Source organism: Streptococcus oralis (assembly GCF_001075675.1).
GTDB lineage: Bacteria > Bacillota > Bacilli > Lactobacillales > Streptococcaceae > Streptococcus > Streptococcus oralis_V.
This window is the reverse complement of the sequence record NZ_JUNW01000005.1, coordinates 1-24118: the sequence shown is the minus strand read 5'-3', so window position 1 is coordinate 24118 and position 24118 is coordinate 1. Positions and strand designations below refer to the sequence as shown.

At 41.4% G+C, this 24118-nt stretch carries 22 protein-coding genes and 2 pseudogenes; 20 read left to right on the top strand and 4 right to left on the bottom strand.

The genetic code is table 11. The features are described 5' to 3' along the window. The first annotated feature begins 58 nt into the window (after positions 1 to 58). The gene (gene metG / locus ADM50_RS01140; RefSeq protein WP_049484240.1) at positions 59 to 2056 is read left to right on the top strand and encodes a methionine--tRNA ligase; all 1998 of its coding nucleotides are present in this window, start codon (positions 59 to 61) and stop codon (positions 2054 to 2056) included. 16 nt (positions 2057 to 2072) lie between these two features. On the opposite strand, the gene ADM50_RS01135 is transcribed toward metG, so the two are convergent. The 3 genes from ADM50_RS01135 to coaA form a co-directional block, all read right to left on the bottom strand. Continuing rightward, positions 2073 to 2606 carry a DNA topology modulation protein gene (locus ADM50_RS01135; RefSeq protein WP_000684210.1) on the bottom strand — a complete coding sequence of 178 codons (534 nt, stop codon included), beginning with the start codon at positions 2604 to 2606 and terminating at the stop codon, positions 2073 to 2075. Between the two features lie 52 nt (positions 2607 to 2658). Further along, positions 2659 to 2895 (bottom strand): 30S ribosomal protein S20, encoded by a 237-nt coding sequence (gene rpsT, locus ADM50_RS01130; RefSeq protein ID WP_001274000.1) that lies wholly within the window; start codon positions 2893 to 2895, stop codon positions 2659 to 2661. Positions 2896 to 2962: 67 nt separating this feature from the next. Then, positions 2963 to 3883, bottom strand: a complete 921-nt coding sequence (gene coaA, locus ADM50_RS01125; RefSeq protein ID WP_049479690.1) for a type I pantothenate kinase — start codon at positions 3881 to 3883, stop codon at positions 2963 to 2965. A 201-nt stretch (positions 3884 to 4084) separates the two neighbouring features. On the opposite strand from coaA, the gene ADM50_RS01120 reads away from it, so the two are divergent. From ADM50_RS01120 to ADM50_RS01080, 9 genes are all read left to right on the top strand, one after another. Continuing rightward, a complete protein-coding gene (locus ADM50_RS01120; RefSeq protein WP_049479691.1) occupies positions 4085 to 4489 on the top strand; it encodes a hypothetical protein in 405 nt (134 codons plus the stop codon). A 202-nt stretch (positions 4490 to 4691) separates the two neighbouring features. After that, positions 4692 to 5282 (top strand): class I SAM-dependent methyltransferase, encoded by a 591-nt coding sequence (locus ADM50_RS01115; protein ID WP_080980686.1) that lies wholly within the window; start codon positions 4692 to 4694, stop codon positions 5280 to 5282. Beyond that, positions 5279 to 6556 (top strand): pyrimidine-nucleoside phosphorylase, encoded by a 1278-nt coding sequence (locus ADM50_RS01110; protein WP_049484239.1) that lies wholly within the window; start codon positions 5279 to 5281, stop codon positions 6554 to 6556. Before ADM50_RS01115 ends, ADM50_RS01110 begins: the two co-directional genes overlap by 4 nt. Before the next feature lie 19 nt (positions 6557 to 6575). Continuing rightward, positions 6576 to 7238, top strand: coding sequence for a deoxyribose-phosphate aldolase (gene deoC / locus ADM50_RS01105; RefSeq protein ID WP_049479694.1), 663 nt, complete (start codon positions 6576 to 6578; stop codon positions 7236 to 7238). Next, the gene (locus tag ADM50_RS01100) at positions 7225 to 7614 is read left to right on the top strand and encodes a cytidine deaminase (protein ID WP_049477646.1); all 390 of its coding nucleotides are present in this window, start codon (positions 7225 to 7227) and stop codon (positions 7612 to 7614) included. Before deoC ends, ADM50_RS01100 begins: the two co-directional genes overlap by 14 nt. An 89-nt stretch (positions 7615 to 7703) precedes the next feature. Beyond that, positions 7704 to 8759 (top strand): BMP family lipoprotein, encoded by a 1056-nt coding sequence (locus ADM50_RS01095; protein ID WP_049477645.1) that lies wholly within the window; start codon positions 7704 to 7706, stop codon positions 8757 to 8759. 136 nt (positions 8760 to 8895) lie between these two features. Then, the gene (locus ADM50_RS01090) at positions 8896 to 10431 is read left to right on the top strand and encodes an ABC transporter ATP-binding protein (protein WP_049479696.1); all 1536 of its coding nucleotides are present in this window, start codon (positions 8896 to 8898) and stop codon (positions 10429 to 10431) included. Continuing rightward, positions 10424 to 11482 (top strand): ABC transporter permease, encoded by a 1059-nt coding sequence (locus ADM50_RS01085; protein WP_049484238.1) that lies wholly within the window; start codon positions 10424 to 10426, stop codon positions 11480 to 11482. Before ADM50_RS01090 ends, ADM50_RS01085 begins: the two co-directional genes overlap by 8 nt. A 2-nt stretch (positions 11483 to 11484) precedes the next feature. After that, entirely contained in the window at positions 11485 to 12441 is a 957-nt protein-coding gene (locus tag ADM50_RS01080; RefSeq protein ID WP_000029132.1) for an ABC transporter permease, read from the top strand. A gap of 34 nt (positions 12442 to 12475) precedes the next feature. On the opposite strand, the gene plsY is transcribed toward ADM50_RS01080, so the two are convergent. Then, positions 12476 to 13117 (bottom strand): glycerol-3-phosphate 1-O-acyltransferase PlsY, encoded by a 642-nt coding sequence (plsY, locus tag ADM50_RS01075; protein ID WP_042902165.1) that lies wholly within the window; start codon positions 13115 to 13117, stop codon positions 12476 to 12478. A gap of 135 nt (positions 13118 to 13252) precedes the next feature. Here plsY and parE point away from each other — a divergent pair, with 135 nt between their 5' ends. The 10 genes and pseudogenes from parE (at position 13253) to ADM50_RS01020 (ending at position 24071) form a co-directional block, all read left to right on the top strand. Then, complete coding sequence (parE, locus tag ADM50_RS01070) at positions 13253 to 15202, top strand: DNA topoisomerase IV subunit B (RefSeq protein WP_049484237.1); 1950 nt, start codon at positions 13253 to 13255, stop codon at positions 15200 to 15202. A 12-nt stretch (positions 15203 to 15214) separates the two neighbouring features. Then, on the top strand, positions 15215 to 16519 hold the full coding sequence (locus tag ADM50_RS01065; protein ID WP_049484236.1) for a hypothetical protein: 1305 nt from the start codon (positions 15215 to 15217) through the stop codon (positions 16517 to 16519). Positions 16520 to 16710: 191 nt separating this feature from the next. Continuing rightward, positions 16711 to 17457 (top strand): annotated as a pseudogene (locus ADM50_RS09700) (DUF6261 family protein). A gap of 26 nt (positions 17458 to 17483) precedes the next feature. Beyond that, positions 17484 to 17858: a GNAT family N-acetyltransferase gene (locus ADM50_RS01050; protein WP_000586878.1), complete on the top strand. Its 375-nt coding sequence runs from the start codon at positions 17484 to 17486 to the stop codon at positions 17856 to 17858. 18 nt (positions 17859 to 17876) lie between these two features. Beyond that, positions 17877 to 18488, top strand: a pseudogene (gene fic, locus ADM50_RS09665) (protein adenylyltransferase Fic). A gap of 45 nt (positions 18489 to 18533) precedes the next feature. Continuing rightward, complete coding sequence (locus ADM50_RS01040) at positions 18534 to 19046, top strand: hypothetical protein (RefSeq protein WP_049484235.1); 513 nt, start codon at positions 18534 to 18536, stop codon at positions 19044 to 19046. Further along, positions 19036 to 19890 carry an aminoglycoside 6-adenylyltransferase gene (locus ADM50_RS01035; protein WP_049484234.1) on the top strand — a complete coding sequence of 285 codons (855 nt, stop codon included), beginning with the start codon at positions 19036 to 19038 and terminating at the stop codon, positions 19888 to 19890. The genes ADM50_RS01040 and ADM50_RS01035 overlap by 11 nt, the downstream gene beginning before the upstream one ends. Before the next feature lie 205 nt (positions 19891 to 20095). Beyond that, positions 20096 to 22576, top strand: coding sequence for a DNA topoisomerase IV subunit A (gene parC, locus ADM50_RS01030; protein WP_080983046.1), 2481 nt, complete (start codon positions 20096 to 20098; stop codon positions 22574 to 22576). A gap of 114 nt (positions 22577 to 22690) precedes the next feature. Further along, positions 22691 to 23728 (top strand): branched-chain amino acid aminotransferase, encoded by a 1038-nt coding sequence (locus tag ADM50_RS01025; protein ID WP_338322258.1) that lies wholly within the window; start codon positions 22691 to 22693, stop codon positions 23726 to 23728. 112 nt (positions 23729 to 23840) lie between these two features. Beyond that, complete coding sequence (locus ADM50_RS01020; protein WP_049484231.1) at positions 23841 to 24071, top strand: DUF2969 domain-containing protein; 231 nt, start codon at positions 23841 to 23843, stop codon at positions 24069 to 24071. Positions 24072 to 24118 lie beyond the last annotated feature (47 nt).

The window sequence follows — 24118 nt, the reverse complement described above, 5'->3', positions numbered from 1 at the left end:
AATATGATATAATGAAGTGTTAGAAAATCAGGTTTCATTTGCCTGGAAAGGAAAAATTATGTCTGAAAAGAATTTTTATATTACAACACCGATTTACTATCCATCTGGTAAACTTCATATCGGTTCTGCCTACACAACCATCGCTTGTGATGTCCTAGCTCGCTACAAACGCCTTATGGGCTTCGATGTCTTTTATCTGACAGGTCTTGACGAGCATGGTCAGAAAATCCAGCAAAAAGCGGAAGAAGCTGGCATCACACCACAAGCCTATGTTGACGGCATGGCAGTTGGTGTCAAAGAACTCTGGAAATTACTAGATATCTCATACGATAAATTTATCCGTACAACTGATGACTATCATGAAAAAGTAGTGGCTCAGGTCTTTGAACGCTTGCTTGCTCAAGATGATATCTACTTGGGTGAATACTCTGGTTGGTATTCAGTTTCAGATGAGGAATTCTTTACAGAAAGTCAGCTTGCTGAAGTTTTTCGTGATGAAGCTGGAAATGTGACAGGCGGTATTGCTCCATCAGGTCACGAAGTGGAATGGGTTTCTGAAGAGTCTTACTTCCTTCGCCTCAGCAAATACCAAGATTGTTTGGTAGAATTTTTCAAATCGCACCCTGACTTCATCACTCCAGATGGTCGTCTTAATGAAATGTTGCGTAACTTCATCGAGCCAGGTTTGGAAGACTTAGCGGTTTCTCGTACAACCTTTACCTGGGGTGTGCCAGTCCCTTCCAATCCAAAACACGTTGTCTACGTTTGGATTGATGCCCTTCTTAACTATGCGACTGCTCTTGGTTACGGTCAAGAGGATCATGCTAACTATGATAAATTCTGGAATGGAACAGTCTTCCACATGGTCGGAAAAGACATTCTTCGTTTCCACTCCATCTACTGGCCAATCCTTCTCATGATGTTGGATATGAAATTGCCTGACCGCTTGATTGCCCACGGTTGGTTCGTCATGAAAGACGGCAAGATGTCTAAGTCTAAAGGGAATGTCGTTTACCCTGAAATGTTGGTAGAGCGTTATGGACTGGATCCACTTCGTTACTACCTCATGCGTAGCCTTCCAGTCGGTTCAGATGGAACCTTCACTCCAGAAGACTATGTCGGCCGTATCAACTATGAATTGGCCAATGACCTTGGAAACCTCCTTAACCGTACGGTTTCTATGATTAACAAGTATTTTGATGGGCAAATCCCTGCCTATGTAGAGGGTGTAACAGAGTTTGATAATGCTCTTGCTGAGGTTGCAGAACAATCAATCGCAGGCTACCATACACACATGGAAGCCGTTGATTACCCACGTGCCCTTGAAGCAGTCTGGACCCTTATCTCTCGCACTAACAAATACATCGATGAGACAGCCCCATGGGTCTTGGCTAAGGATGAAGAGCACCGTGACCAATTGGCAAGTGTGATGAGCCACTTGGCAGCCAGCCTTCGTGTCGTAGCTCACATGATTGAGCCCTTTATGATGGGAACTAGTCGCGCTGTATTGGCACAACTTGGTCTAGCAGAAGTTTCTAGCCTAGAAAACTTGAGTTTGGCTGACTTCCCAGCAGGTGTGACTGTTGTTGCCAAAGGAACACCAATCTTCCCGCGTCTCGACATGGAAGAAGAGATTGCCTATATCAAGGAACAAATGGAAGGCAACAAACCAGCCGTCGAAAAAGAATGGAATCCAGATGAAGTTGAACTCAAACTAAACAAGGAAGAAATCAAGTTTGAAGACTTTGATAAGGTCGAAATCCGTGTTGCAGAGGTCAAAGAAGTGTCTAAAGTAGAAGGTTCTGACAAGTTGCTCCAATTCCGCCTCGATGCAGGTGATGGCGAAGACCGTCAAATCCTCTCAGGAATTGCCAAATACTATCCAAACGAACAAGAATTGGTCGGCAAGAAGATCCAAATCGTTGCCAACCTCAAACCACGCAAGATGATGAAAAAATATGTCAGTCAAGGAATGATCCTCTCAGCTGAACATGAAGGCAAATTAACCCTTCTCACAGTTGATCCAGCTGTACCAAACGGAAGTGTGATTGGCTAATAGCAAAAAACCAACGTTAGGCACGTTGGTTTTTCTTGTTATGCGCGAGATTTTCTAAGAAGTAATCCATCTCCTTTTGCGACCGGAGGACAATTACTTTCTCAGGGTAGGTTTCTTGAACCCGTTGATAGCGTTCTTTAGCATGTTTTGTCCGCCCATCCCAGAGAATCCATCGGATAAAATCCCAGTCAAAGCGTTCAGGACAGCCTGCTGCCATACTTTCTCTGACTTTACCTCGGTATGTGAGATACCGTTTAAAGGCTCGAAAGAGACAAGTCCATGGGGAAAAGTTGAGAAAGATGATTTGGTCAGCTTCCAGCATTCTTTCTTCATAGCAACACCAAGAGTAGTTGCCGTCGATGACCCAAGCTTCGTGCTTTGTGAGAAAGTTTTTCATCTCGGTCAACATCCATTCGCGGTCACTGTCTTGCCAACCAGGTTGAAATTGAAGTGTATCCATATGCAGTTTGGGGATGGAGTAGTAGTTTGACAACTTTTCAGCTAGAGTTGACTTGCCAGCTCCAGAATATCCTATGATTGCGATTTTCATTTTCTACCTTTTCTGATTAGAGGACAAAAAAACAGCCTCTATGGACTGTTTCTTATTTAGCAAGTTTAGCTGAAAGACGAGCTTTATCGCGGCTTGCTTTGTTTTTATGAATCAAACCTTTAGTTTCTGCTTTGTCGATAGCTGAGCTAGCAGCACGGAAAAGTTCTTCAGAAGGGTTTGCTTCGAAAGCTTTGATAGCAGTACGCATAGCTGATTTTTGAGCTGAGTTTTTTTCGTTTTGTTTAACGTTCAATTCAGCGCGTTTGATAGCTGATTTAATGTTTGCCAATGTTCTTACCTCCATATTTACTAACTATACTATTATATCTGAAAACTTATGTTTTGACAAGGGGAAATTATTTTTTTAGGTAAATTTCATCGATTTCATGGTTTTTAGTCTTGTGGAGAATAACCTCTGCCCGATTCCTTGTTGGTTCGATATAGTTTTGTAGATTTGTGAGATTAATGCTGGTCCAAACCTGGTGAGCAAATGCTTCAACTTCTCCAATTGGCATTTGAGTAAAACGGTGGTAGTAGCTGTTGGAATCATTTTGGGCAAAGCTGAGCAGCTTTAAGAAACGATCCAGATACCAGCTTTCAATGTCCTCGACAGCAGCATCCACATAGATGGAGAAATCAAAGAAATCAGTAATGTAAAGGCGCTCATTTTGAGGGTTTTGAAAGACATTGATGCCTTCGACAATGACAAAATCAGCAGCTTTGACACGTTGTTTCTCTCCAGGAACGATGTCATACACTTCATGAGAATAGACAGGAATATCGACATCTTGGCCATTTTTTAGGCGATCAAGAAAATTCAGCAAGGCTTCCATATCATAACTTTCAGGAAAACCTTTGCGATTTAAGATATCTTGGTCAATCAAGGTTTGATTGGGATAGAGAAAACCGTCAGTTGTCACCAATTCTACAGTAGCATCCGGGAGAGTACGTGACAGAAGAATCTGAAGTAAGCGACTAGTAGTCGATTTCCCGACAGCAACACTTCCAGAAACCCCAATGATAAAAGGTTGGGATTTGCTTTCACGTTGGAGGAAAATTCCTTTTGAAAATGCCAAATCATCCTTAGTGCGCTTGTAAATATGGATAAGATGAACAAGGGGAAGATAGACGTCCGTTACGTCCTGTAGACTAATCTGGTCATTGAAACTCTTGATGGATTCTAACTCTTCCTCTGTCAAGGGAGGGGTTGTTTTGCGATGCAATGATTGCCAAGTCTGGCGACTGATTTTCTCAAAATGTAAAAATTCGTTGGTCATTTGTTTTCCCCTAGATATTTTGTTTATCATACCATAAAAAGCTAAAAAGATAAAGCGGTTTCTTGATGGTAGTAAGTCAATATCGTATAATAGAGGTAGATGGAGGTTGAATAATATAATGATGAGATAGGGAATGGTTTCTGAAGACTTATCAGTTATTAAAAGTGGGCTTTTTAGTTCGCAACTTATAGGAGGTATACAATGAAAATCTTGAGATGTTACTTATTGGAACTCTGTTTTATTTTAAGTTTTGCCTTACCTTTTATAAGGGGAGCGAATGCGGATAATGGTAGACGCTTTGTGGAAACCTATTACGGTTTTACCTTCTTGATGGATCATCTCCTTGTAACAGTTGTCTTTATCTGTTCGCTCTTGATTGCTTTCATACTAAAAAAACGGTGGACGAAATGGCTTGCGGCTGGTAGTTATCTATTTTTGATTTTGTGGATTGCTACAGAAGGATATCTATTCCGTATGTCACTAGAAGATTTGATACGACTTTGGACAAGTTTGGAAATCTTGACACAAACTTATCAGTTGAGTTTTTATCTAAACATCATATTGGGAATCCTGTTGATAATAAAGTATTTTAAGGTTAAGAAATAGTAATAAAAATGCGCCCGATTGCAGACGAACTGTTTTTTCCTGACTATGATAATTTGTAGTTCCCGATAGATTGTAATGTATTTCTAATAATTGAAAGAGATTGAAGAAAAGGTTTTTTGACTAGGATTCTTCAGTCTTTTTCATTTGATCATCACTTTGTAAACGATTTACAATTCAAGCCAAATTATGGTAAAATAGTTTTATGAGTAAAATGTATTATGCAGAAAATCCTGATGCTGCTCACGACATTCATGAGTTGAGAGTGGAGTTGTTGGGAGAAAACATGACCTTTTTGACGGATGCGGGTGTTTTTAGCAAGAAAATGGTTGACTTTGGGAGTCAGCTCTTGCTCAAGTGTCTAGAGGTAAATGAAGGAGAGACGGTCCTTGATGTGGGGTGTGGTTATGGGCCATTGGGCTTGTCATTGGCCAAGGCTTATGGAGTTCAGACGACCATGGTCGATATCAATAATCGTGCCTTGGACCTAGCGCGACAAAATGCTGAACGTAATAAAGTAGAAGCAACGATTTTCCAATCCAATATCTATGAACAAGTTGAAGGGAAATTTGACCATGTTATTTCTAATCCGCCGATTCGAGCGGGTAAACAAGTTGTTCATGAGATTATCGAAAAGAGCAGAGATTTCTTGAAAGACGGAGGTGATTTAACCATTGTTATTCAAAAGAAACAAGGTGCTCCGAGTGCCAAAAGCAAGATGGAAGACGTTTTCGGAAATTGTGAAATCGTAAAGAAAGATAAGGGATACTATATCCTTAGAAGTGTGAAAGAATGAGAGCAGTTGATTTAATCCAAAAGAAACGAGATGGTCAAGAACTGACTTCAAATGAAATCAAGTGGCTGGTAGAAGGCTATGTGGCTGGAACTGTTCCAGACTATCAGATGTCTGCTTTTGCTATGGCTGTTTATTTTAAAGGAATGACCACACGTGAGATTTCTGATCTGACGATGAATATGGTTAAAACAGGTCAGGAGTTTGATTTGTCAGCTATTGATGGGGTTAAAGTTGATAAGCATTCGACTGGTGGTGTAGGTGATAAGGTGACCTTAATCTTGGCTCCACTTGTTGCGAGTTTCGGTGTGCCCGTTGCTAAAATGAGTGGTCGTGGTCTCGGCCATACTGGTGGGACAATTGATAAATTGGAATCCATTAAGGGCTACCAAGTCGAGCGAAGTCAAGAGGATTTCATTCGTCAGGTACAGGACATTGGTGTATCTGTCATTGGGCAGTCAGATCAGCTGGTTAAAGCAGATAAACTTCTCTATGCCCTCCGAGATGTGACCGCAACTGTCGACACGATTCCTTTGATTGCGAGTTCGGTGATGAGCAAGAAAATTGCTGCAGGAGCGGATGCCATTTTGCTAGATGTAACGGTCGGTGAGGGTGCCTTTATGAAGACGGTTGATGAGGCACGCGAATTGGCTCTAACCATGGTGGATCTTGGTAAGGCAGTTGGTCGAAAGACGGTAGCAGTTATTACCGATATGAGCCAACCCTTGGGAAGAGCAATTGGCAATCGTCTCGAAATCCTTGAGGCAATCGAGATTCTTCAAGGAAAAGGTCGAGAAGATATTAGTCACTTTATCTGCGAGTTAGCTCAGATTATGCTTGGATTGGCTGATGTTGAGAAAACGATCGAGGAAATCCGTCAACACCTGGAAAATGGCCAAGCACTGGCTAAGTTTGAAGAAATGGTAACAGCACAAGGCGGTGATTTAGAAGATCTTTATCGCCCCGTCAAAGTTGCCCATGTGGTGGAAATTCCAGCTCAAGATACGGGTGTTATTTCAGCTCTTCCTGCAATGGAATTTGGCCTCTATGCCATGAGACTAGGAGCTGGTCGTGCAATCAAGTCTGATGACTTGGACTATGAAACAGGGATTGTTTTTGAGAAGAAGGTTGGAGACTCCGTTCAAAAAGGGGAAATTGTTGCAAAAGTTTATACAAATGGAAAAATTTCTTCTGAACTAGTTACAGAATTTCAAAAATATGTTAAAATAAATGATGGAGTGCAAAGTTTACGAGAAATTATAGAAATTATCTCATAAAACCAGGGAGAATCCGAATATGAAGTTAAATAAATATATTGATCATACGCTTTTAAAGCAAGATGCAAGCCAAGAACAAATTGATTGTTTGCTATCTGAAGCGCGTGAGTATGACTTTGCCAGTGTTTGTGTCAATCCCACATGGGTTAAACATGCGAAAACAGGGCTTGAAGGCTCAGATGTAAAGGTTTGTACAGTAGTAGGTTTTCCTTTGGGAGCAACAACTTCAGCTGTGAAAGCTTTTGAAACAAAAGAAGCTGTTCAAAACGGTGCGGATGAGATTGATATGGTTATCAATGTTGGTGCCCTCAAATCAGGCAATCTGGATTTGGTTGAATCGGACATCCGTGCTGTCGTAGAAGCAAGTGGTGACAAGTTGGTTAAGGTCATTATTGAAGCTTGCTTGTTGACAGACGATGAAAAGGTTGTGGCTTGCCAATTATCCCAGAAAGCAGGCGCTGACTTTGTCAAAACATCAACTGGATTTTCAACTGGTGGTGCCACTATTGAGGATGTTCAGTTGATGCGTGAAACAGTCGGGCCAGATATGGGAGTTAAGGCAGCTGGTGGAGCGCGTTCATATGCAGATGCTGTCGCTTTTGTGGAAGCAGGCGCTACCCGTATCGGAACATCTGCTGGCGTTGCGATTTTAAAAGGAGAATTGGCAGATGGCAACTACTGAGTTGATTGAACTAGCAATTGAAACTAGCAAGAAAGCTTATGTGCCTTATTCTCACTTTCCTATCGGAGCTGTTTTAGTTGCCAAGGATGGTAGCATTTATACGGGTGTCAATATCGAGAATGCTAGTTATCCCTTGACTAATTGTGGAGAACGTACTGCTATTTTTAAAGCAGTTTCGGAGGGGCAACGGGAGTTTTCAGAGTTGATTGTCTACGGACAAACTGAAAAACCCATCTCGCCATGTGGTGCTTGTCGCCAGGTCATGATTGAATTTTTTGAACAAGATCTAAAAGTGACCTTAGTCGCTAAAGATAAATCGACGGTCGAGATGACGGTCGGGGAGTTACTTCCATACTCATTTACAGACTTAAACTAGTCTGAGTCACTCTCTGAGTGACGCGGTCCTTGTGGCCAACCAATCCATACTTGCAACATCGTTGCACATCTTATTTAGGAGGTTCAGTAATGAACAAGAAACAATGGCTAGGCCTTGGTCTAGTTGCAGTAGCAGCAGTTGGACTTGCTGCATGTGGTAACCGCTCTTCTCGTAATGCAGCTTCATCTTCATCAGAAATGAAGACCAAAGCAGCAATCGTAACAGATACTGGTGGTGTTGATGATAAATCATTTAACCAATCAGCTTGGGAAGGTTTGCAAGACTGGGGTAAAGAACACAATCTTTCTAAAGATAAAGGTTACACTTACTTCCAATCAACAAGCGAAGCAGACTATGCTAACAACTTGCAACAAGCGGCTGGAAGTTACAACCTGATCTTCGGTGTTGGTTTTGCACTTCACAATGCAGTTGAGGAAGCAGCAAAAGACCACTCTGACCTAAACTATGTCTTGATTGATGATGTGATTGAAGGTCAAAAGAATGTTGCGAGCGTAAGATTTGCGGATAATGAAGCAGCTTACCTTGCTGGTGTTGCAGCAGCGAAAACTACGAAAACAAAACAAGTTGGTTTTGTAGGTGGTATCGAATCTGAAGTTATTTCACGTTTTGCAGCTGGATTCAAAGCTGGTGTTGAGTCAGTAGACCCATCTATCAAAGTCCAAGTTGACTACGCTGGTTCATTTGGTGATGCTGCCAAAGGTAAAACAATTGCAGCAGCTCAATATGCTGCCGGTGCAGACGTTGTCTACCAAGCAGCTGGTGGTACAGGTGCTGGTGTCTTTGCTGAAGCAAAATCATTGAACGAAAACAAAAATGAAGACGAAAAAGTTTGGGTTATCGGTGTAGACCGTGACCAAGCAGCAGAAGGTAAATACACTTCTAAAGATGGTAAAGAATCTAACTTTGTTCTTGTATCTACATTGAAACAAGTTGGTACAACTGTAAAAGATATTGCTAACAAAACAGAAAAAGGTGAATTCCCTGGTGGACAAGTGATTGTTTACTCATTGAAAGATAAAGGGGTTGAGCTAGCAGTAACAAACCTTTCAGAAGAAGGTAAAAAAGCTGTTGAAGATGCAAAAGCTAAGATCCTTGACGGAAGCGTAAAAGTTCCTGAAAAATAATGGATAAAAGTCATTTCTTAGGAAGCGGCCATCGGTCGCTTCTTTAAGAATTGAGGCAATTTTTGTCTCAATAGAGCTTGTTAATGTGATTAGCAGGTTTTATTGAAATAAAATAAACCTCTGAAAGGAAGAGCATATGGCACACGAAAATGTCATTGAGATGCGGGATATTACCAAGGTGTTTGGTGAATTTGTAGCAAACGACAAAATCAACTTGCAACTGCGAAAAGGTGAAATTCATGCACTTTTAGGAGAAAATGGAGCGGGTAAATCCACTCTGATGAATATGCTAGCAGGACTTCTTGAACCAACGAGTGGTGAAATTGTGGTGAATGGTCAGGTTGTAAAACTAGACTCACCATCTAAAGCCGCTGGTCTTGGAATTGGGATGGTTCACCAACATTTCATGTTAGTTGAGGCTTTTACAGTAGCTGAGAATATCATTTTAGGGAGTGAAATCACTAAAAATGGTGTTCTAGATATAGCTGGTGCTACTAAAGAAATCAAGGCTCTTTCTGAACGTTATGGTTTGGCAGTAGATCCAGCTGCTAAGGTGGCGGATATTTCCGTTGGTGCCCAACAACGTGTAGAGATCTTGAAAACACTCTATCGTGGTGCTGATATCCTTATCTTTGACGAACCTACAGCCGTATTGACTCCTTCAGAGATTGATGAGTTGATGGCAATCATGAAAAACCTTGTCAAAGAAGGGAAGTCTATCATTTTGATTACCCATAAACTGGATGAGATTCGTGCGGTATCGAATCGAGTCACGGTTATCCGTCGTGGGAAATCAATCCAGACGGTTGAAATCGCAGGAGCAACAAATGCGGACTTGGCAGAAATGATGGTTGGACGCTCAGTCTCCTTTAAAACGGAAAAACGAGCACCGCAACCAAAAGAAGTGGTCTTGTCTATCAAAGACTTGGTTGTCAATGAAAACCGCGGTGTACCAGCAGTAAAAAATCTCTCCTTGGATGTTCGTGCTGGTGAAATTGTCGGTATTGCAGGTATTGATGGCAATGGTCAATCTGAACTCATTCAAGCCATTACTGGTCTTCGTAAGGTTGAGTCAGGTAGCGTTGAATTAAAAGGCAAATCAATCGTGGGGATGCATCCTCGACAAATTACAGAACTAAGCGTGGGGCACGTTCCTGAAGATCGTCACCGTGATGGCTTGATTTTGGAGATGATGATTTCAGAAAATATCGCTCTTCAAACCTACTACAAAGAACCACTCAGCAAGAATGGTATCTTGAACTATGCCAATATCACTTCACATGCCAAGAAATTGATGGAAGAATTTGATGTTCGTGCGGCAAGTGAATTTGTTCCAGCAGCAGCTCTTTCAGGAGGAAATCAACAAAAAGCGATTATCGCTCGTGAGATTGATCGTGATCCTGATCTCCTTATCGTCAGCCAGCCAACTCGTGGTTTGGATGTCGGTGCCATTGAATATATCCACAAACGTTTGATTGAAGAACGTGATAACGGGAAGGCTGTCCTTGTTGTCAGCTTTGAATTGGATGAGATTTTAAATGTCTCAGACCGAATTGCTGTTATTCACGATGGTAAGATTCAAGGTATTGTATCGCCAGAAACGACTAACAAACAAGAACTTGGTGTCTTGATGGCAGGTGGAAACTTGGGAAAGGAGAAGAGTGATGTCTAAAAAATTACAACAAATTTCGGTTCCCTTGATTTCCGTATTCTTAGGAATCTTGCTCGGAGCCATTGTCATGTGGATCTTCGGATATGATGCTATCTGGGGTTATGAGGAGTTGTTCTATACAGCTTTTGGTAGCCTCCGTGGGATTGGAGAAATTTTCCGTGCCATGGGTCCTCTTATCTTGATAGGTCTTGGTTTTGCAGTTGCCAGCCGTGCAGGTTTCTTTAACGTTGGGCTTCCTGGTCAGGCTCTTGCGGGTTGGATCCTCAGTGGTTGGTTTGCCTTGTCAAATCCAGATATGCCTCGTCTCGTTTTGATTCCATTAACAGTGATCATTGCTTTGATCGCAGGTGGAATTGTTGGTGCGATTCCAGGTATCCTCAGAGCCTATCTCGGTACGTCAGAGGTTATCGTGACCATCATGATGAACTACATTGTATTGTATGTGGGAAATGCTTTTATTCATGCCTTTCCTAAAGATATTATGCAAAGTACAGATTCAACGATTCGTGTTAGTGCCAATGCTACATACCAGACACCATGGTTATCAGAGTTGACTGGAAATTCTCGTATGAATATCGGAATCTTCTTTGCAATCATTGCTGTTGGCGTGATTTGGTTCTTGCTCAAGAAAACGACTCTCGGTTTTGAAATTCGTGCAGTTGGTCTTAATCCCCATGCTTCGGAGTACGCTGGTATTTCAGCAAAACGTACAATCATCCTATCAATGATTATCTCTGGTGCTTTGGCTGGTCTTGGTGGAGCGGTAGAAGGTCTTGGAACTTTCCAAAACGTTTACGTTCAGGGATCATCATTAGCTGTCGGATTTAACGGGATGGCAGTTAGTTTGCTTGCTGGAAATTCACCAATTGGAATTCTCTTTGCAGCCTTCTTATTTGGAGTTTTGCAAGTAGGAGCACCGGGTATGAACGCTGCGCAAGTTCCGTCTGAGCTTGTCAGCATTGTAACAGCGTCTATTATCTTCTTTGTCAGTGTTCACTACATTATCGAACGCTTTGTCAAACCTAAAAAACAAGTTAAAGGAGGTAAGTAAGGATGTCTATTACAACATTACTCACCCTCTTGGTCTCTTCTATGCTGATTTACTCAGCACCACTTATTTTTACGAGTATCGGAGGAGTTTTCTCTGAACGTGGTGGTGTCGTTAACGTCGGTCTTGAAGGAATTATGGTTATGGGAGCCTTTTCTGGGGTTGTCTTTAACCTTGAATTTGCAGAACAACTTGGAGCAGCTACTCCTTGGATTTCCTTGTTAGTTGCTGGTATCGTGGGAGCTATTTTCTCCCTCATCCATGCAGTCGCTACAGTTCATTTCCGTGCGGACCATGTTGTCAGTGGTACAGTATTGAACTTGATGGCTCCTGCCTTAGCAGTTTTCTTGGTTAAAGTTCTTTATAACAAAGGGCAAACGGATAACTTAAGCCAGACTTTTGGACGTTTTGATTTCCCAGTTTTGGCTGATATCCCTGTGATTGGAGATATCTTCTTCAAGTCAACCAGTCTACTAGGTTATATCGCTATTGCCTTCTCTTTCCTTGCTTGGTTTATCCTCTTCAAGACCCGCTTTGGTCTTCGCCTTCGCTCTGTTGGTGAACACCCTCAAGCAGCGGACACCTTGGGGATCAATGTCTACAAAATGAGATATCTTGGGGTTGTTATTTCAGGTTTCCTTGGTGGAATTGGGGGAGCGATTTATGCTCAATCCATTTCAGTTAACTTCTCAGTGACAACTATTGTCGGTCCTGGATTTATCGCCCTTGCGGCAATGATCTTTGGTAAATGGAACCCAATCGGTGCTATGCTTTCTAGTCTCTTCTTCGGACTTTCACAAAGTTTGGCAGTTATCGGTTCTCAATTACCTTTCCTACAAGGAGTGCCTGCGGTTTACCTTCAAATCGCCCCTTATGTCTTGACCATCCTTGTCTTGGCAGCCTTCTTTGGAAAAGCAGTTGCACCTAAGGCAGACGGTATCAACTACATCAAATCAAAATAAGCATACAAAAAAACGTCAGTTTCAAACTGGCGTTTTATTTGTTAGGATTTTGATGGGTTAGGTTCAACCCCCAAGGGACAAGATTTTCAGTTTTATTTTTGATACGTGTGATATTATCCTTGTGACGAATGATAATCAAGCTAGCAAGTGCTAGGATAATCACAATGAAGAGAGGGTCATAGCTGCTCAGGATAAATCCAAATAGTGGAAATAGGAGAACTCCGATAACGGCTGCGATAGAAGCAGTAACGCTAGACAGTGAAATCATACTACCTAGATAGAGGCTTCCAAAGAATACGATTGCTAGATAGAGACAGAAGGCAGGCGCAAATCCGAAAACAACTCCAGCGCTAGTTGCGACAGCCTTGCCCCCTTTAAACCCTGCAAAGATAGGAAAGGTATGTCCAATCACAGCCAAAAGTCCAAAGACAAGAGGTGATACACCTTGTTGGTGGAATAGAATAGGAAGTAGAGTGGCCAAGGTTCCTTTAAAGAAGTCAATCACAAAGGTTGCCATACCTGCTTTCTTACCTAAAATACGGAAAGTATTGGTTGTTCCGGTGTTTCCAGAACCATGTTCACGCAGATTTGTTTGAAAGAAGATTTGTCCAATCCAAAGACCAGATGGAATCGAACCTAGTAGATAAGCTAAAATTAATAATACAAATGTCATCATAGAACTATTATACCATGAAATGGTATAGAAAGTCAGAGAATATCCTGTGAAATTGTGACGGCTGAAAGGGAAAAGCTTTGCAAAATCGCTAGAAAACCTGTAAAATAGAAAAGATGAACAAATAGGAGGTTCCTTGTGTCAAAAAAGGAAATCAATATTAATAACTACAATGATGACGCCATTCAGGTGCTAGAAGGGTTGGATGCGGTCCGTAAACGTCCGGGGATGTATATTGGATCGACTGATGGTGCTGGTCTCCATCACCTAGTCTGGGAAATTGTGGACAATGCAGTCGATGAGGCCTTGTCTGGATTTGGTGACCGCATTGATGTGACCATCAATAAAGACGGCAGTCTAACCGTTCAAGACCATGGTCGAGGGATGCCGACCGGGATGCACGCCATGGGAATTCCAACTGTTGAAGTTATCTTTACCATTCTCCACGCTGGAGGAAAATTCGGTCAAGGTGGTTATAAGACATCAGGTGGTCTCCACGGAGTGGGATCTTCAGTCGTTAATGCCCTTTCTAGTTGGCTAGAAGTTGAAATTACTCGTGACGGTACAGTCTACAAGCAACGTTTTGAAAATGGTGGAAAACCTATTACAACCTTGAAGAAAATTGGTACAGCACCCAAGTCTAAGACAGGTACCAAGGTTACCTTCATGCCTGACGCGACGATTTTTTCTACGACTGACTTCAAGTACAATACCATTTCTGAACGTCTCAATGAGTCAGCCTTTCTCTTAAAAAATGTTACCTTGTCTTTGACAGATAAGCGAACAGATGAAGCAATCGAATTTCATTATGAGAACGGGGTACAAGACTTTGTTTCTTACCTCAATGAAGACAAGGAAACCTTGACGCCAGTCCTATACTTTGAAGGCGAAGACAATGGTTTCCAAGTGGAAGTTGCCCTCCAGTACAATGATGGATTCTCAGATAACATTCTATCCTTTGTCAATAACGTTCGTACGAAAGATGGTGGAACGCACGAGACAGGACTCAAGTCAGCCATTACCAAGGTTATGAATGACTACGCGCGTAAGACTGGACTCCTCAAGGAAAAAGATAAAAACTTAGAAGGTTCAGATTATCGTGAGGGACTAGCAGCTGTTCTTTCTATTCTGGTTCCTGAAGAACACCTCCAGTTTGAAGGTCAGACCAAGGATAAACTAGGGAGTCCTCTGGCTCGTCCAGTTGTAGATGGGATTGTAGCTGATAAATTGACTTTCTTCCTCATGGAAAACGGAGAACTCGCGTCTAATCTGATTCGTAAAGCTATCAAGGCTCGTGATGCCCGTGAAGCAGCACGTAAGGCGCGTGATGAGAGCCGAAATGGTAAGAAAAATAAGAAAGACAAGGGCTTGTTGTCTGGGAAATTGACTCCAGCCCAATCTAAAAATCCAGCCAAGAATGAACTCTACCTAGTTGAGGGAGACTCTGCCGGTGGTTCGGCTAAACAAGGTCGTGACCGCAAGTTCCAAGCTATCTTGCCTCTTCGTGGTAAGGTTATCAATACAGCCAAGGCCAAGATGGCGGATATCCTCAAAAATGAGGAAATCAACACCATGATTTACACCATCGGAGCGGGTGTCGGTGCAGACTTCTCCCTTGAAGATGCTAACTATGACAAGATTATTATCATGACCGATGCGGACACCGATGGTGCCCATATCCAAACACTTCTCTTAACATTTTTCTACCGTTACATGCGTCCTCTTGTCGAGGCAGGCCATGTCTATATCGCCCTTCCGCCTCTTTACAAGATGTCCAAAGGGAAAGGCAAGAAAGAAGAAGTGGCCTATGCATGGACGGACGGCGAGCTAGAAGAACTCCGCAAGCAGTTTGGTAAAGGCGCTACCCTCCAACGCTACAAGGGTCTTGGTGAGATGAATGCGGACCAACTCTGGGAGACGACTATGAATCCTGAAACCCGTACCCTCATCCGTGTCACCATCGAAGACCTAGCACGCGCTGAACGCCGTGTCAATGTCCTCATGGGAGACAAGGTTGAACCACGCCGCAAATGGATTGAAGACAATGTCAAGTTTACGCTGGAAGAGAGTGGGGAGATGGTGTTTTAGGGGGAAGAATGTATGGATAAACAAAAATTGCTATCTTTTTTCTTTGATTTTACTGGGATGGATATGGACAAGCTTTTAGAGGGGCTGGGAATAGATGAAAAACTTGAAACCCAAAAAATTCAAAATGCAGTAAACGATTTTGAAAAATATATATTGGAAAGATATGGCGAAAATCCTAGTTATGAGGGTATAGCCAAATTCTGGAAGGAAAATCAAGTTTCTGAAGAGCTTATAAAAATTCGGTATAACTTGAATAGTAAATATAAAGATTATGAAGAATTTAAAAATCACCTCAAAACAATGATTAGTAGCCAAGACTTTAATCCTGATCTGTTTTTTGAATTGATGGATGAATTTGAAAAATGTTTGTCTGATACGATACTTGATCTTTCAACACTCTCAAAATCTGATGTTGCGCTACATAAAAAATTGCATGAAGATACTAGGGGTGAAATCGCTAGTTTGTCAGAACAAAGTAGCAAGCAACATCAGGAACTTTTAGAGGTGATTAAACAAGTGCAGAGTCCGGATGTTTCAGATTTTGATTGGTATTTTGAAGCTGTCGAGTTAGAAGGTCGTTCTGTTAACTGTTATGAATTAAAATCTCAGTATAAAGATTTAGTATTGAAGGATGTCAAATTTTGGTATGTCAATAAGTTGTGGAAAGAGACACTTGAAGGTGAAATTGACCGAGCTTTAACATGGATTGGATTTATTGAAGATAACATAAAGATTATAGATGAGTTTTCTGAAATGGGTATGCTAAAAATCTTAGGAGATAAATATGTTACCTTGTATCAAAAATCTAATTATCAGACTATGAAAGCATACTTAGAACGTTTAAATTTCAGAGAGCACTATATACAAAGTAAAGCTATTTTTGAAGATCTGTTTTCCGATGGAGCCTCATATAAATGGATTGTGACGAACAAAGCCGAAATAGGGGATATTAAAGTTGGGAGTAAGCTTTCTAATACAGATGTAGAGGGTTTCAAAAAATTCTATACTCTTGATTGTGTTGGCGGACCAGCACAATTGGTGAATGACTTTTTCTATGAAGGGAAAAGTCTTCTAGTTATTGAAGGAACTTTTAAAGGTAATAAAATTTATACTGTATTTGAATTTACGACTTCAGGTCAGGCTAATACAAGAAATTTAATTCCGAGCAGAGCTCAATCGTTATCCGATGAAGATGATAAAATAATTGAATTAATAGAAAATTCAATTAAAAAAGGTCTGGATTATGATTTGAATAAGTTTATTGATTATAGTAGTCTATCCAAGATGAAGCACTACTTTATTGAACCTTTAGATTAAAAACTTTTTATATATCCTAGTATTTCACCCCAAAACAAGAAATCCCACCTGAAGAATATCTTGTCTGGAGGGAAATAACCCAAATCACACATGTGTGTTTTGAGTTATTGGAGTAAAATACGAATATTTAGATATGTTCGGAATTATTTTAGATCAAAAACTTAAAAACACATCATTGAAAGAGGTGTTTTATGAAAAAAGGATATGGAATCACGAGTTTAGCTGTACGTAATTTATAAAACAACGAATTCTTTCAACTTATATCTGAGAGCAAGGACGAGTTGGGGGCTTTTACAAAAGCCAATAAGTCTGAGTAGGTTTACGCAGCGAAGCTTGGGGATATGGAGAAACTTCTTGAGACCTTGCAAGCTGGTTTGCACCGTTCCAAGGCCAGTCAAACGGTGGCTAGTCTGGAAGTGTCTGATCGTGAGTGTGATGATGCGCTTTCTACATTGACTGGTTTGGTCAAGGCTTTCTCTCGTGTCAAAGAGGCAGGTAGAAAGGAAGCTTACGACAAACTCAGCAAACTTTTCAAACATTATGCTGGGCTAACGAGTATGAGCTACGAAAAAGAGACAGAAGCTATTAACCATTTGCTCAAGGAGCTAAAAGCTACTGACTACCAAACTGCCCTTTCAATCCTGCATTTGACAACTCATGTAGAAACTTTAACAAAGGCGCAGGCTCAGTTTGAAAAAGCCTATAAGTAGCGCTTGGCTGAGCAAAAAGGCAAGGCACCTAGTCAAAACAAGGAAGTCCGTGCAAAACTACAAGAAATCTATGACTTCCTTGTGGATCTTATTGCAATCAACGCCTACGCTTATCCTGAAAGAACTCACGTGGTCAATCTCCGCGACCCCCTCAACACCATCCGTAGCCGCTACAAAAAACGCAAACCTGCTATGAAGGTAACGGAAGCAGTGGGGAGTGTTAATTAAGTCTGACAGATTTGGAGGAATAGAAAATGATAATCAGACCTGCAAGCACAAAAGATTGTCAAGCTATTTATTCCCTTTATCAAAATGAAAAATGGCTTTCTTTTACAGAGGAAAAAGTAAAATCATTATTTTCAACAAATCTGTCCCATTACTTGGTGCTTGAAGAGGACCAGAAAATCCTTGGCTTTGCACGCTACTTGACAGATGAAGTCATGACGACCTTTTTAGCTGAGATTATCATTGATAAAGCCTATCGCGGAAAAGGATTGGGACGGCGATTGATTGCTGAAATTCATCAAAAACATCCTTTGACTCGCATTGAATTAATATCAGAAGCGGATGGATTTTATCAGACAGTAGGTTTTAAACCTGTGGGAGCAGGACTTAGAAAATCTATCTAAATGAAAGGAGTTGTATTTATGACGTTTGACAATAAACTTGGTCTGATGGATTCGCTTGAACTAGCCAAGATGGAAGAAAAAATCAGCAAAACCCGAGCGAAAGAGCTTTTTGAAAAGTAGCTTCTGGACGATAAAGCAGCTGGCACCTATGCGACTCTGGCCGTTATTCATGGCTTCTTATTTAAAGAAATCTATGACTTCGCCGACCAGATTAGGACAGTCAATCTCGCCAAAGGGAATGTTCGCTTTGCGCCTGTCATGTATCTAGCAGCTTCCTTGGAAAATATTGACAGGATGCCTCAGCAGACCTTTGAGCAGATTGTCGAAAAGTACCTTGAGCTAAATATCGCCCACCCTTTTTGAGAAGGAAACGGAAGAAGTATGAGGCTCTGGCAGGATCATCTCCTCAAGGCTGAGCTGGGGCAAGTCGTGGACTGGTCTCACGTGGACAAGGAAGATTACCTCCTAGCCACGAAGCGTAGCGCGGTATCGACTGGCAAACTCAAGTATCTCCTCCTCAATAATTTGACGGATGACCTTACTCAGACCCGTTTCTTTAAGGGTATAACCTATACCAGACAGGGGAGTTGTAAAATTCAAGTAAAGGTGATGATTATCTTTTGTAGGTAAACAATCGCTAAAACTATTGGAGGTGCGGTATTGATTACGTTATTAATGTTGCCTTTTTTCCTTGTTCTCCTAGCCATTTTTGGAATTATATATGATTTAACGACCAGTAAAGGTAGAAAAGAGTGTGCTCGCACAGTATCTTTGTTTATATTGAACATCCTCACTATTGGTATCTGTCTATTAGATCTACCAATGGAAAGTAAACCATACTCAGGAATAGGGTTTATCTTATTTTATGCACTTGCCTTCACCCCTTTGATGATTGTTTTTTCACTATATACTCTCTATCGGATTGGAAAACATTATAGGTATTTTAAGAGTAAGTTTGCTATAATACTTCGATTCAATGCTATTTTACTTTTCCTTCTTTCATTAGTAAATACTTTTGTATTATGGAGAAGCTTTCAAATATATCATAAAAACGATATGAATTTGTTTTATTTTATTTTAATCGTTTCGGGGATTTGTTCAACTATCCAATTGATAGTAGGCGAACTTGAGATGAAAAGAATACGAGGCATCCAAAAACAAGAGGAGCTAGACGGCAATGAAAAATAATTCTATAAAAGATATGTGCAGACAATATAGAAGTGAAGTGCAAATGCTGAGATTGATTTTACAGGTAGCCGAAAATATACAAGTAGAAGCTGTCGCCATGTCTGGTTCACGGACAAATCCAAAAGCACCAAAAGACGAGTTTCAAGACTATGATGTTGTTTATGTCGTGGACGACTTAGATAATCTGACGAGTGACCTTTCTTGGTTAGACCAGTTTGGCACTCGTATCATTGAGCAGCATAATGTCCTAGGCAACCGTCGACTTTATCTGATGCTATTTGAAGATGGAAATCGGATTGATTTGACCCTCTGCCCCAAAAGTCACATCCAAGAGTGGGTGGATAACGAGGCTGATTATATAGTTTTGAAAGATGAGAAAGGCTTGTTTGAGTCCTATACTACAAGTTCTCAACGTTACTGGACGAACCCAGCTAGGCAGATTGATTTTGAAAAAGCCTGCAATGAATTTTGGTGGGTGTCAGCCTACGTAGTCAAGGGAATCTGTCGCAAGCAAGTCTTCTATGCGACTGATCATCTCTATGGCATTTGTCACCAAGAACTCTTGAAGGTATTGGCTTGGCAGGTAGCAAGTGATAGGGGCACGGTTGATGTTGGCAAGAACTACAAGTATCTCTTTAGCTACTTGCCTGCTGAGAAAGAGAAGGAATTCTCAAATCTACTTGATTTTTCAAGTAGTGACAAAATCACTCAATCTTTGTTTGCTACGATGGACCTTTTCCACCAAGAGGCTCAGTCCCTTGCTCAAAAAATGGGATTTAACTACGATAAAGAAGTAGCTGAGAAGATGATTCAGTATGCTGAGGAGAGACTTTCAAATCACTAACTAAATAAAGTATATAATTTAAAAGATTAAACTACAGAAAAGATAGTTTAGTTATATATAGTAACTGAACACGGGACTAATTTCTGTAAATTATCCCTTATTCTATAAAAACCTACTCTACATTCTTTGAAAGGAGTTGAACACGCCCTAAATACTGTGTGAAAAAGATAAATTTCCTTTGTATTTTACGGGCTCTGTATCCTATATGAGTAATATTCAAAACATGTCCCTGGAGGACATCATGGGAGAGCGCTTTGGTCGCTACTCCAAGTACATCATTCAAGACCGGGCTTTGCCAGACATTCGGGATGGATTGAAGCCGGTTCAGCGCCGTATCCTTTATTCTATGAATAAAGATGGCAATACCTTTGACAAGAGCTACCGCAAGTCGGCCAAGTCTGTCGGGAACATCATGGGGAATTTCCACCCACACGGTGACAGTTCCATCTATGATGCCATGGTTCGTATGTCACAGGACTGGAAAAACCGTGAGATTTTGGTCGAAATGCACGGTAATAATGGTTCTATGGATGGGGATCCGCCTGCGGCCATGCGTTATACTGAGGCGCGTTTGTCTGAGATTGCAGGCTACCTTCTTCAGGATATCGAGAAAAAGACAGTTCCCTTTGCTTGGAACTTTGACGATACCGAGAAAGAGCCGACGGTTTTGCCAGCAGCCTTTCCAAACCTCTTGGTCAATGGTTCGACGGGAATCTCGGCTGGATATGCCACGGATATTCCACCACATAATTTGGCCGAAGTTATCGATGCGACAGTCTACATGATTGATCATCCAACTGCCAAGGTGGACAAGCTGATGGAGTTCTTGCCTGGTCCAGACTTCCCTACAGGAGCTATCATCCAAGGGCGTGACGAAATCAAGAAAGCTTATGAAACTGGGAAAGGGCGCGTGGTTGTTCGTTCTAAGACGGAGATTGAAAAGCTAAAAGGTGGTAAGGAGCAAATCGTTATCACTGAGATTCCTTATGAAATTAATAAGGCTAATCTGGTCAAGAAAATCGATGATGTTCGTGTCAATAACAAGGTGGCTGGTATTGCTGAGGTTCGTGATGAGTCTGACCGTGACGGTCTTCGTATCGCTATTGAACTAAAGAAAGACGCGAATACCGAGCTCGTACTCAACTATCTCTTCAAATACACCGACCTACAAATCAACTACAACTTTAACATGGTGGCGATTGACAATTTCACACCTCGTCAGGTTGGGATTGTTCCAATCTTATCTAGCTATATCGCCCACCGTCGTGAAGTAATTTTGGCTCGTTCCCGCTTTGACAAGGAAAAAGCTGAGAAACGTCTCCATATCGTTGAAGGTTTGATTTGCGTGATTTCGATTTTGGACGAAGTCATTGCCCTTATCCGTGCTTCTGAGAACAAGGCTGACGCCAAGGAAAACCTCAAGGTTAGCTATGAGTTTACAGAAGAGCAGGCTGAAGCCATCGTGACCTTACAACTTTACCGTTTGACCAATACAGACGTGGTTGTCTTGCAGGAAGAAGAAGCAGAATTGCGTGAAAAGATTGCCATGCTGGCGGCTATCATCGGTGATGAACGGACTATGTACAATCTCATGAAGAAAGAACTTCGTGAGGTCAAGAAGAAATTTGCGACACCACGTTTGAGTACTTTGGAAGATACTGCGAAAGCAATCGAGATTGACACAGCTAGTTTGATTGTCGAGGAAGATACCTATGTCAGCGTGACTAAGGCAGGCTATATCAAGCGTACTAGCCCACGTTCCTTTGCGGCATCCACTCTGGAAGAAATTGGCAAGCGTGATGATGATCGTTTGATCTTTGTTCAATCTGCCAAGACAACCCAGCACCTCTTGATGTTCACAACTCTTGGGAATGTCATTTATCGACCAATCCATGAATTGGCAGATATTCGTTGGAAGGATATCGGAGAGCATCTGAGTCAGACCATTACAAACTTTGAAACGAACGAAGAAATTCTCTATGCAGAAGTCGTGGATCAGTTTGATGATGCAACTACCTACTTTGCAGCGACTCGCCTTGGTCAAATCAAGCGTGTAGAACGCAAAGAATTCTCTCCATGGCGGACCTACAAGTCGAAGTCTGTCAAGTATGCTAAGCTCAAAGACGAGACAGACCAGATTGTAGCAGTAGCTCCGATTAAACTAGATGATGTTCTCTTGATTAGTCAAAATGGTTATGCCCTTCGTTTCAATATCGAAGAGGTTCCCGTTGTCGGTGCCAAGGCTGCAGGTGTCAAGGCTATGAACCTGAAAGCAGATGATGCGCTTCAGGCAGCCTTTATCTGTAACACCTCATCCTTCTACCTCTTGACCCAACGTGGAAGCTTGAAACGCGTTTCCATTGAGGAAATTCCAGCGACCAGCCGTGCCAAACGAGGCCTACAAGTCTTGCGTGAGTTGAAAAACAAACCGCACCGAGTCTTCTTGGCTGGAGCAGTTGCAGAGCAAGGTTTCGTTGGTGATCTCTTTAGTACAGAAGTAGAAGAAAACGACCAAACGTTACTTGTCCAATCTAACAAGGGAACAATCTATGAGAGTCGGTTGCAAGACCTCAACTTGTCAGAACGTACTAGCAACGGAAGCTTCATTTCTGACACCATTTCAGATGAAGAAGTCTTCGATGCTTACCTCAAAGAAGTCTTTAAAGAGGACAAAGCAAGTTCGTAAAAAGAATCAGTCCAGAGGGCTGATTTCTTTATGTTGAAAAATTTTCAGAAAATTACAAATAATACTTGAAATTTTACTAGAAAAGTGTAGAATAGAACACATAGCTTGAATAGTATTAAGGAGAAACACATGACAGTTGCAATTGATTGGGAAAACCTTGGATTTGCTTATATGAAATTACCTTACCGTTATATCGCTCACTACAAAAATGGTCAATGGGATCAAGGAGAATTGACAGAGGATGCAACCTTGCATATTTCAGAGTCTTCTCCAAGTCTCCACTATGGACAGCAAGCATTTGAGGGATTGAAAGCCTATCGTACCAAGGACGGCAGTGTTCAATTGTTCCGTCCTGACGAAAATGCTAAGCGTTTGCAACGTACTTGTGACCGTCTTTTGATGCCACAAGTTCCAACAGAAATGTTTGTAGAAGCTTGTAAAGCAGTTGTGCGTGCAAATGAAGAATACGTCCCACCATATGGAACAGGTGGAACCCTTTATCTTCGTCCACTGTTGATTGGTGTTGGAGATATTATTGGGGTTAAACCAGCAGAAGAGTATATTTTCACCATCTTTGCTATGCCAGTTGGAAATTACTTTAAGGGTGGTTTAGTTCCAACAAACTTCTTGATTCAGGATGAATACGACCGTGCCGCTCCAAATGGTACTGGAGCAGCTAAGGTAGGTGGGAACTATGCTGCTAGTCTCCTTCCAGGTAAAATGGCCAAGTCACGTCAATTTTCAGATGTTATCTACCTAGATCCATCTACACATACAAAGATTGAAGAAGTCGGATCAGCCAACTTCTTTGGAATTACAGCTGACAATGAATTTGTAACACCATTGAGTCCATCCATCTTGCCATCCATTACCAAGTACTCTTTGCTTTACTTGGCAGAACACCGCTTGGGCTTGACACCGATCGAAGGCGATGTCCCAATCGACAATTTGGATCGTTTTATAGAGGCAGGTGCCTGTGGTACGGCAGCGGTTATTTCTCCAATTGGGGGAATCCAGCACGGCGATGATTTCCATGTTTTCTATAGTGAAACAGAAGTAGGTCCTGTTACACGTAAACTCTATGATGAATTGACTGGTATCCAATTTGGTGATGTAGAAGCACCAGAGGGATGGATTGTCAAAGTGGACTAAAAGACATGAAGTAAAGAAGAACTCCATAGCAGTTGTAAGGGCTGAAATGGAGTTTTTTCTTGCTAGTTTGCGCATTTTCTTGTACAATAGAAAAAGTGAAAAGAGGTAAACTATGAGTAAAAAAGATAAGAAAATTGAAATCCAATTAACCGATGCAAAAGTGACTGTTGGAAAAGACAGTTATGAAGGTTACATTTTGACAATTGGGAAAAAGGTTATTGGGGAAATTGCCGAATTAGATAACCAATTTGCCATCATAAAGAATGGAAATGTCGATAGTTTTTATAAAAAACTTGAAAAAGCTGTGGAAATTTTGATTGAAAACTATAATTTGACAAAATAATACTTGTTTTATTGAAAATTTCATGATATAATAGTTCTCGTTAAACA